The organism is Alphaproteobacteria bacterium, from assembly GCA_016870095.1.
Taxonomy (GTDB): domain Bacteria; phylum Pseudomonadota; class Alphaproteobacteria; order Paracaedibacterales; family VGCI01; genus VGCI01.
Genome location: VGCI01000005.1, coordinates 33,498 through 42,500, shown reverse-complemented (window position 1 = coordinate 42,500; position 9,003 = coordinate 33,498). Strand labels below are relative to the sequence as shown.

At 41.6% G+C, this 9,003-nt stretch carries 11 protein-coding genes (1 of these 11 cut by a window edge); 7 read left to right on the top strand and 4 right to left on the bottom strand.

The features are described from left to right. The 5 genes from FJX03_05075 to FJX03_05055 all read left to right on the top strand — a co-directional run. A protein-coding gene (locus tag FJX03_05075) for a Ppx/GppA family phosphatase (GenBank protein MBM3633063.1) crosses the window boundary here: on the top strand, positions 1 to 875 show its 3' portion. Its footprint begins 175 nt before the window's first position; only the last 875 of its 1,050 coding nucleotides appear in the window; its start codon lies off the left edge, out of view; it ends in the stop codon at positions 873 to 875. 3 nt (positions 876 to 878) lie between these two features. Next, entirely contained in the window at positions 879 to 1,610 is a 732-nt protein-coding gene (locus FJX03_05070) for an RlmE family RNA methyltransferase (GenBank protein MBM3633062.1), read from the top strand. An 85-nt stretch (positions 1,611 to 1,695) separates the two neighbouring features. Further along, positions 1,696 to 1,974 (top strand): BolA family transcriptional regulator, encoded by a 279-nt coding sequence (locus FJX03_05065; protein MBM3633061.1) that lies wholly within the window; start codon positions 1,696 to 1,698, stop codon positions 1,972 to 1,974. Further along, positions 1,971 to 2,660, top strand: coding sequence for an RNA pseudouridine synthase (locus FJX03_05060; GenBank protein ID MBM3633060.1), 690 nt, complete (start codon positions 1,971 to 1,973; stop codon positions 2,658 to 2,660). Before FJX03_05065 ends, FJX03_05060 begins: the two co-directional genes overlap by 4 nt. A 161-nt stretch (positions 2,661 to 2,821) precedes the next feature. Beyond that, positions 2,822 to 3,562 (top strand): porin family protein, encoded by a 741-nt coding sequence (locus FJX03_05055; protein MBM3633059.1) that lies wholly within the window; start codon positions 2,822 to 2,824, stop codon positions 3,560 to 3,562. A gap of 64 nt (positions 3,563 to 3,626) precedes the next feature. On the opposite strand, the gene FJX03_05050 is transcribed toward FJX03_05055, so the two are convergent. The 4 genes from FJX03_05050 to FJX03_05035 all read right to left on the bottom strand — a co-directional run bounded on the left by FJX03_05050 (position 3,627) and on the right by FJX03_05035 (position 6,648). Beyond that, the gene (locus FJX03_05050) at positions 3,627 to 4,295 is read right to left on the bottom strand and encodes a hypothetical protein (protein MBM3633058.1); all 669 of its coding nucleotides are present in this window, start codon (positions 4,293 to 4,295) and stop codon (positions 3,627 to 3,629) included. A gap of 222 nt (positions 4,296 to 4,517) precedes the next feature. After that, a complete protein-coding gene (locus FJX03_05045; protein ID MBM3633057.1) occupies positions 4,518 to 5,222 on the bottom strand; it encodes a hypothetical protein in 705 nt (234 codons plus the stop codon). A gap of 80 nt (positions 5,223 to 5,302) precedes the next feature. Further along, positions 5,303 to 6,277 carry an endolytic transglycosylase MltG gene (gene mltG / locus FJX03_05040; protein ID MBM3633056.1) on the bottom strand — a complete coding sequence of 325 codons (975 nt, stop codon included), beginning with the start codon at positions 6,275 to 6,277 and terminating at the stop codon, positions 5,303 to 5,305. Positions 6,278 to 6,447: 170 nt separating this feature from the next. After that, a complete protein-coding gene (locus FJX03_05035) occupies positions 6,448 to 6,648 on the bottom strand; it encodes a hypothetical protein (protein ID MBM3633055.1) in 201 nt (66 codons plus the stop codon). A gap of 216 nt (positions 6,649 to 6,864) precedes the next feature. Here FJX03_05035 and FJX03_05030 point away from each other — a divergent pair, with 216 nt between their 5' ends. After that, positions 6,865 to 7,983 carry a glycosyltransferase family 4 protein gene (locus tag FJX03_05030; protein MBM3633054.1) on the top strand — a complete coding sequence of 373 codons (1,119 nt, stop codon included), beginning with the start codon at positions 6,865 to 6,867 and terminating at the stop codon, positions 7,981 to 7,983. Continuing rightward, positions 7,980 to 8,948: a glycosyltransferase family 9 protein gene (locus FJX03_05025; GenBank protein ID MBM3633053.1), complete on the top strand. Its 969-nt coding sequence runs from the start codon at positions 7,980 to 7,982 to the stop codon at positions 8,946 to 8,948. Before FJX03_05030 ends, FJX03_05025 begins: the two co-directional genes overlap by 4 nt. The last annotated feature ends 55 nt before the right edge of the window (positions 8,949 to 9,003 follow it).

Here is a 9,003-nt window from a genome sequence, read left to right as displayed (position 1 = left end):
GTGTGGTTCGTCTGGGTGAAGGAATTCAGGCAAATAATAGATTACAACCAGGCGCCATCGCCCGTACCATTGATGCGTTGAAAATTTGTCGGGATAAAATTGCCAAAAATAATGTTAGTAAAATTAGAGCCGTTACAACCGAAGCGTGCCGTCGAGCCGAAAACAGTGAGGATCTATTGAGTCTTGCTCGCGCAGAACTTAGTATTGATATTGAAGTCATTACTCCTCTTGAAGAAGCTCGGCTCGCTTTATCCGGCTGCGCCGCTATTCTTGACCCCCAAGTTCCCTATGCTGTTGCCTTTGATATTGGCGGGGGCAGTACAGAAATCATTTGGCTAAAATTAATGCCCTCTCCTAAAAATCGCAGATCCCGTATTCCTATTGTTCAAGTTATTGACTGTGCCTCTCTTCCTTTTGGCGTTGTCACGTTGAGTGAAATTTATGGCACCCGATTTACAGAGTTTGGCATTTACCAAGACTTACGTCAAAAAGTTGCGCAAGAAGTCAGTCGTTTTTCTATCAAAAACAATATTCAAGCCTTTATTGAAGATGGACAAGTTCAAATGGCGGGTACATCAGGTACGATCACAACGATTGGGGCTATTCACTTAGAATTGCAAAAGTACGATCGTCGTTTCATAGATGGACTGTTCTTGCAACTTAGCGATATCCATAAAGTCTGTGGAAATCTGCTTAAAATGACACCATTGGAGCGTTCTCACAGCGCCTGTATTGGACCCGGGCGCGCTGACCTTGTGTTAATGGGTACCGCTATATTGGAAGGTATTTGTGATGTATGGGCATTGCCCTACTTACGCGTTGCTGACAGAGGCGTTCGCGAAGGTATATTAATGGATTTGTTAGAGGAGCTATAGACCGTGACGCGACCACCGCGCCCATCTCAAAAAGCAAAGAATAAAAGTAAAAGCGCTTCGAAAGTAGGCAAAACCAAACTTAAAGATAACCGGAAAAGAACAGCATCATCAAAGAAATGGCTGATTCGTCAGATAAACGATCCTTATGTTATCAAAGCACAAGATGAAGGGTATCGATCTCGTGCTGCGTTCAAACTTATTGAAATCGATGCGAAATACCACTTTCTAAAACCCGGGATTACCATTATTGATTTAGGAGCCGCTCCCGGAGGGTGGACACAAGTTGCTGCAAAGAAATTAAAAGTAGGCACAAGGAAAGGAACAACTCTGGGAAGTCAAATTATAGCCGTCGACCTTCAAGACATGGCTCCCTTAAAGGACGTAACAATCCTTACCGCCGATTTTACAAATGACTCCACGGTTCAAATGATTCTTGAAAACCTCAAGGGTGGCGCAGATGTCCTCTTAAGTGACATGGCAGCCCCAGCTTGTGGAATGACGGATGTGGATCACATTCGTATTATGAATTTGGTAGAGGCCGCTTATGAATTTGCTCTCCTCGTTTTAAAGCCAGGGGGAACGTTTGTTGCCAAAGTTCTTCAAGGGGGAACCGAAGCCACTCTTTTAACACGCCTCAAAAAATCTTTTGCAAAAGTGAGTCACTTTAAGCCGCCCGCAAGCCGCAAAGATTCCGCAGAAATTTATGTGGTGGCCCAGGGGTTTCGAGAAAAATAATAGTTTTTCTCCGCTCTTTATTTAATAACTGTATAAAACACAGAAAATAATGGAAAAACCTCACTCTTTTCTCTACGATGCAGTCATGGAAAATATTTTAAGAACAAAATTAACAACAGCTTTGAGTCCCCTTATTTTAGAAATTGAGGATGAATCCCACAAGCATGCCAGTCATGCTGGAGCCAAGCCTTGGGTAGAACACGGTCAAAGCACTCATTTTCATATTAAAATTGTCTCTGCACTATTCACCCCCCTCACCCGGTTAGAGAGGTACAGAATGGTTCATGATATTTTGAAAGAAGAATTGGCAGGCCCCATTCACGCACTTTCCCTCAATTTACAAACACCAGAAGACATAAGATGACAGCTGAAGAAATGGTCGCCCGCATCCTTTACCGTGATGCTTTAATTCTTGTGTTGGATAAACCCTCAGGGATTGCGGTCCACACAGCAAATGGCGGGTTAAACAATTTAGAGCGCCATTTCCCTGCTCTTCAATTTGGGCTGCCAAACCCGCCTACCCTAGCCCATCGTCTTGACCGCGGCACCAGTGGTTGCTTAATTTTGGCCCGTCATAAAGAAGCCGCTCGACGTCTTGGTGTCCTATTTAAAAACAACCAAATTAAGAAATCCTATTGGGCTATTGTAAAAGGCACTTTCGCCCGGGATGAAGGGCGAATTGACTTCCCTTTAAGTAAACAATCCAGCAGCAAAAAACATTGGTGGATGAAAGTTGATGAGGAATTTGGTATTTCCGCCATTACAGATTACCGTGTTCTGGGGCGGGGCGATGGCTTGACATGGGTTGAACTTACACCGCAAACGGGACGCACTCATCAGTTGCGAGTTCATTGTGCCGCCTTGGGGCACCCCATTGTTGGCGATTATATTTACGATTCATCTGGCGAGACAGAGCCTAATGCCTTTCTCCACCTGCATGCACGATCTCTTGAAATTCCCCTTTACCCGAAAAAGGCCTCCATTTCTGTCGTAGCGGCACCACCCGACCACATGCGGGAAGCCTTAAATGTTTGTGGGTGTATTTCCTGAACCTTGTACCCTTGCTCATCTTGACCATAATGAATAGGACAATTTTGTCACAGTAATTCAGCAAAATATAATGCCTTTAGAATTTTGGGTTGAATCTAACATTTTCATATATTAAATTTTAAGAGTATTTTAATTAAATTTTTAATTATGGAGTTGAGTTTATGAAAAAAGTACTGAAAAGTAGTCTCGTTGTAGCAAGTCTTGTTACCCTCGCTGCCACATCTACCCATGCCAATCATCCGAAAAGTGGCTTTTATGCGGGCGCTGCCCTTGGCGGAACGGCACTAACAGGTAAAAGTAATTTGTCTGTACGCAGGAACATACCAGCTCTTGGAGATGTTCCCCAGAACTTTAACCCGACTATAGGCGACAAAAATTTTGCTGCCGATATTTTTGTTGGATTTGGAAAACGGTTTCAGTGCACCTGGGTTGGTTTTGAAGTTCTTGCTTCTCTTTCTTCCCTAAATGCCAATGCTCCCTTAGATATTACACCATTAACAACTTCTGATAATGGACAATTTTTATCTATTAAAACAACGAATGCTTGGGGTGGCACATTCAATTTTGGGTATTATATGAATCCAACAACCAAACTTTATGTAAAATTGGGCCTTGAATCCCGACGCTTCCGAACCAATTTTAATGGAACTGGGAATGCAGCCGTCGCAGCAACTGATCCCAATCTCCTTTCGATCGTCAAAAATACAACGAGTACCGCCTTTGTACCGGGATTCGGTTTAGAAACAGATCTAACCCCACGCTTGTCCCTTCGTACTGATTACCGTATCGCGTTACATCCCCGAAAGACAACGAATGTTACTAACTCAGCCACGCAGTTTAGTAATATTCGCACAAAACCAACTGTGCATTATTTCAACCTCGGCTTGGTTGTGAAAATCTAACAAGAAAAGGGGGAATCGTCAGATTCCCCCTCTCACTAAACCAAATATTTACCGTTAAATGTTTTTATAATCCAAGGCGATTTAATGCCCGACTTATATTATTAGCGACACCCGCTGCTACGGGAGTTCCATCGTTGGCTTTATGAGTACCGGCATTTAGTCTCGCCAACAGACTTTCTATTTTTGCTATTTTTGTGCGTCCTCCCAAATCCCTTAATAGGTCTCTCATAATTGTTGCCTCAACAGCTTCGTCGGTAAACATTTCTAAGTACGGATCTGAAGCAGCGCTATGATCAAGTCCTAAAGCTGTTTTAATTGAATTCTTAATTTCACTATCAGCTGGATTTGCAGAAGTGCGTATTGCTTCAAAGACTTTAGCTTTCATCGCAGGCGTAATTGCTGCAGCAGCAGGCAATCTAACAGCAGCTAATTGCACTGCTGCTGTACTACCCGCAACCGCAATAGCTTTATTAAAGATGTCAGATAGATTTCCGTTAGCTGCTGGTACTCTGAGAGCTGCAATCGGATCATTTACTGTATTTAAAAATTTCACCGGATCTTGAACCCCGTCAAGCGTTCGAGCTTGCAAAGCTGCATGCTCTTGCTTTTGAGCAGCTTGTTGTTTTGCTAATCTATCTAGACCATGACCAGCTTCAGGTAAACCAAACAGGGCAGCCATAACTGTTGTCGCCAATAATACTCTACCTAATTTTGAATTTTTCGTAACGCTCATGACAATAATCTCCTTATAATTAATGAATGATCCTCTTTCATATTATCCAATAATTATTAAAAAAATATGAATAAGAAAAATGACTAATTTATTTAAAACATGAAATTTTTTAGAGCCTGGAATAGGCTCTAGTGGTTGACTGACTTCGTTTCACAAACATTATTTTCTTTGCAACAAACAGTCTGCACCTCAGTGGTACTTTTCTAAATGAATCTCAGGATTCTAGCGCCGGGCAGCCTCAAGGTACGCTTTCAGCAAGCGTACACTTTCACGATCCCCATAACCATAAACCCCAAGGGCATATTTTAACTCATCAAGGGAGATTTTATCATTGTGAGAAAGAGCTACCCTACCTGTTTTGACGACTAACTCGTATTTATTGATCAGAGCCGTTAGAACATCAAGTTGTTGGAAAGGAACCAGAGCGGGTTTACCATGGGCAGCATCTTGAGGATCGACAGATCTTTTCGCTATGTGGGCCGCAACGGCTCCCATACCTTTTTCTAAAGTATTTTCTCCCTCTATAAGCGTTTCCAATAAACCAGAGGAAGCCGCAATCATTGTAAAAAAATGGAGATCACTTGGCCCAATGCCAGGTATATTCAAGCCTAAAATTTCTTTTATTTGCGCTTTATCGGCTTGATCCGCAGGAGCATTTGAATTGATAATATTTCGAAGTGCATGAATTTTTTGCCCAATTGTGGCTTGATCCCCTTCTGGCAATAAACCTTTAGCCGCACTATCAGGTTTTGCGGATGCTGCACGTAATAGGTTATCTAAGGGACGATTTTTACCGAAGTTGGCAGTCGGATCTAATAATGCTTTTCTAAATTTATCATTTGCATGGGAAGCTCCCAATACAAAAAGTAGACTAAAGGTGGTAAGAGCAAACCTTATAATTGCTTTTACTTGCTTTTCATAGCTCATAACAATCAACTCCCTTATCAATAAATTATCATTCTATTGTAAAAGAAATTTATTAAAGGAAAATTAAGAAGAACAACTTTTTAGTCAGTCTTTTGGACTTTGCGCCATTCTTTAACATTTTGCAGATGTTGGTCATAGGTTGCAGAAAAAGCATGGCCGCCCGTACCATCCGCTACAAAATATACATCGGGTGTTTTGGCGGGACTGACGACGGACTGCAAAGATTTAAGACCCGGACATGCTATGGGCTTAGGAGGCAAGGCCGGGATAACATAGGTATTATAATCGGATACATGTTTTAAATCATTCAAGGTCAAAAGACGACCTAAGGGTTTTTCCCCTCTTGTTAAGCCATAGATAACCGTCGGATCTGATTGAAGTTTCATTCCTTTTTTTAATCGATTTAAAAACACCGCTGCAACGCGTGGACGTTCGGCTGCAACACCTGTTTCTTTTTCTATAATTGATGCTAATACAAGGAGGTCTTCTGGTGATTTCAGAGGAAAATCAGCAGAGCGACTGCCCCAGACTTCCTTCAAGGCTTGAGTCATTGCCCGACGCATATGAGATAATACTTTCTCACGAGACTCTCCGCGAACGTAGCTATACGTCTCTGGGAGCAAGGCCCCCTCTTCCGGAATTCGAATAATCTCTCCACTTAAATTGTCAACATCCTTTACAATCTTAATGATCTGCGTAACCGTTAAGCCTTCAGGAATGGTAACTTGATGAACAATCACTTTGCCACTGGCCAGTATGTGCGCAATATCGATAGGCCGCGCTTGAGCCGGGATGAGATACTCGCCTGCCTTAAGAGCCCCCTTCTTATCCGCAAAAATGACAGCAGCCACAAATCCCCACGGATATTTAACCACGCCTTGTGAAACAAGAGCATCTGCTGTCGCTGTTAAACCGCTGCCTTTTTCGATAAGAATTGTTACGTCTTGATTGTTTGGACCGGGAGCTAATGCTCCCCCTGGAGCCCATAAAATGATCACGCACCCTAATGAGGCAAGGCTTAACGTCAAGAAAAATGTTACAATTTTGCTTCTCATAATAAAATTGTAGGGGTTTTCTTATTTGAATTCTACTGGAAAGAATGGATACAATGAGAAAGAGGATTGCATTAAAAATAATAAAGGTTGATCGATAAAATTCATCGATCAACCTTATTACATTCACCTAAATGGTGAATAGACTCCTAAAATTTATAAGAGCGAATCTCTTATTCACTTCCAATTTCAGTATTGATAACTTCATCTTGAGAATTTTCATTAACAGGTTGTTTATCTCGAGGATCCCAAGGGTTATTTTGAGTAATTTCCATGCTTTTAAATACATTAGTAGTCTTAACGGATGCTTCAGCTGAATTTGCACTTATCAAAATGCCAGCAACCAAAGTAAATAATGCTAATAAATTTTTCATTTTAATGCTCCTATTTATAAGTTACATTATTAATAATAAGGCATTACTATTAATATATTATTAAAATGAGATTTATATTTAAGTATATAATGTACACATAATTAATAATGAAATTATACTAAAAATCAATTAAAAATTATGGCCTGCGAATCAAGAACAAAACTAGACTTTATAAATGGATCTCTTTTATACTGCCTGCAGAATAAGGATTAAAGTATGTCGAACTTAAGAATATTACAGGTCATACCCGAAATAAAAATGGGCGGCGTGGAGCGGGTAACCCTCGATATGGCTGCAGCTTTACGAAAAATTTACCCTACCACTTATGTTGCTGCGAAAAGAGGGGACCTTCTGCCTGTATTAGAAAATCTGGGGGCAACTCACTTCCCCCTGCCCCTTACAACTAAAAATCCTATTCAAATCATTCGAAATGGCTATAACTTAGCCAAAATAATTCGAGAGTATAATATAGATGTGATTCATGCTCGTTCGCGAGCCCCAGCTTGGAGCGCCCTTCTCGCCGCCCGACTTACGAAAACACCCCTAGTTACGACGTATCATGGTGCATATCACTCAACAAACAAATTGAAAACATTTTATAATTCTGTCATGGCGCGCGGTGATCGTATCATCGCAATTTCGGATTTTATTTACAAAACTATTGAACATCATCACCCACAAGCTCTTTCAAAAGTAAGTTTGATCCGTGAGGGCATTGATCTTGATGAATTTAATCCGCATACCATTACGTCTTCCGAGGTTGAGCATTTGAAAAAGGAATGGCGCATCCCCCCTACAGCAACAGTTTTCTTAGTTCCGGGACGTGTATCACGTCTGAAAGGCCAAAGCATTTTTATCGATGCCATTCGACGCCTTAGTAATCCTAATATTGTTGGTGTTATCCTTGGAGAAAACCAAGAAAATTCCTCCTACCCTGCCGAAATTAGACACCAATCTGAAGGCCTACCCATTCGCCTTATCCCTTACATATCAAAACCAAAAATTGCTTATGCCGCTGCCGACTTTATTGTATCGCCATCTCTTGTGGAAGAAGCATTTGGGCGTATTACAGCTGAAGCTGGGGCCATGGAACGGATTATTATTGCCACAAACCAAGGAGCCACCCCGGAAATCTGCATCCCTCAAAAGACAGGGTTCCTTGTTCAACCTGGCAATTCAAGAGCCTTAGCCGATGCCATGATTCAAGTCATGAAAATGTCCCCCCAAGATTGCCAAATCATGGGGGAAAACGCGCGTCAATATATTTCTGATCACTTTTCTCTTTCCCGTATGTGTACTGAAACCATTAATTTGTATAAGGAACTTGTCGAATGAAACACATCCTTATTATTAAGTTGGGAGCTCTGGGAGATATTTTTGCAGCTACGTCAGGATTTGAGGCCATACGCAACCATCACCCACAAGATCATTTAACTTTGCTCACCACACAGCCCTATGAAAATTTTGCGAAACAGTTAGGTTTCTTTGATGACATTTGGTTTGATGAACGAAAAAAAATCACTAACCTTAAAAATTTATGGGCTATGCGAAAAAAACTCCGGTCTGGATCTTTTGACCGGGTTTATGATCTTCAAATGGTCGATCGGACTAATTTCTATTCTTACCTAATTGGGATGATCCATCGCCCCGAATGGGTAGGAACAGCTTGGGGTGCCTCCCATCGCTATTCCCTTCCCACCACACCAACCTACCATCAAGACCGCCTCCGTGGCCTTTTGGAAGCCGGTGGAATTTTTAATCTCCCTCCTTTAGATTTGACACGTCTTTCAGGTAATATTGCCGATTTTCCCGTCAAGTTCCCCTATGTATTGTTTGCACCAGGAGCTTCTCCGGCACACCGCCATACAAAATGTTGGCCGTTAGAAAGATATGCTGAAGTTGCTATGGCTATTGTTAAAGCTGGTTTAACACCCGTTATTGTTGGTGGCCCCGATGAAGATAATCATATCATGACCGAATTATGTCCCGAAGCCATAGACCTAACGGGCAAGACCAAATTATTAGACATTATTACCGTTGCAACTCATGCAGCTTTTGCTATTGGTAACGACACGGGCCCCATGCATATCGCTTCAACATGTTTATGTCCCGTTTTAGCTCTCTTTTTTGGAAAAAACGATCCCAAAGCTGTTGGACCCCGTGGCGTTTTTTATCACCACCTATACAGCCCACAAAAAGAAATGCTCCAAACGACTGAAGTCCTTAAACTCTTACCAATATTTATAAACCAATATAAAGATCGAGCCGGGCTGCATAAACAAAGGAATGGCAATAGTTAGGACTTGATTTTTATCCTTTTCACCCTAATTTGATTAATTAGACAGTCAATTCATC

What these genes read in the sequence shown, in the direction of transcription:
- FJX03_05030 (MBM3633054.1), top strand. Translation starts at nt 6,865, where the DNA reads ATGTCGAACTTAAGAATATTACAGGTCATACCCGAAATAAAAATGGGC.
- FJX03_05060 (MBM3633060.1), top strand. Translation starts at nt 1,971, where the DNA reads ATGACAGCTGAAGAAATGGTCGCCCGCATCCTTTACCGTGATGCTTTA.
- FJX03_05055 (MBM3633059.1), top strand. Translation starts at nt 2,822, where the DNA reads ATGAAAAAAGTACTGAAAAGTAGTCTCGTTGTAGCAAGTCTTGTTACC.
- FJX03_05035 (MBM3633055.1), bottom strand. Translation starts at nt 6,648, where the DNA reads ATGAAAAATTTATTAGCATTATTTACTTTGGTTGCTGGCATTTTGATA.
- FJX03_05045 (MBM3633057.1), bottom strand. Translation starts at nt 5,222, where the DNA reads ATGAGCTATGAAAAGCAAGTAAAAGCAATTATAAGGTTTGCTCTTACC.
- FJX03_05050 (MBM3633058.1), bottom strand. Translation starts at nt 4,295, where the DNA reads ATGAGCGTTACGAAAAATTCAAAATTAGGTAGAGTATTATTGGCGACA.
- FJX03_05065 (MBM3633061.1), top strand. Translation starts at nt 1,696, where the DNA reads ATGGAAAATATTTTAAGAACAAAATTAACAACAGCTTTGAGTCCCCTT.
- mltG (MBM3633056.1), bottom strand. Translation starts at nt 6,277, where the DNA reads ATGAGAAGCAAAATTGTAACATTTTTCTTGACGTTAAGCCTTGCCTCA.
- FJX03_05025 (MBM3633053.1), top strand. Translation starts at nt 7,980, where the DNA reads ATGAAACACATCCTTATTATTAAGTTGGGAGCTCTGGGAGATATTTTT.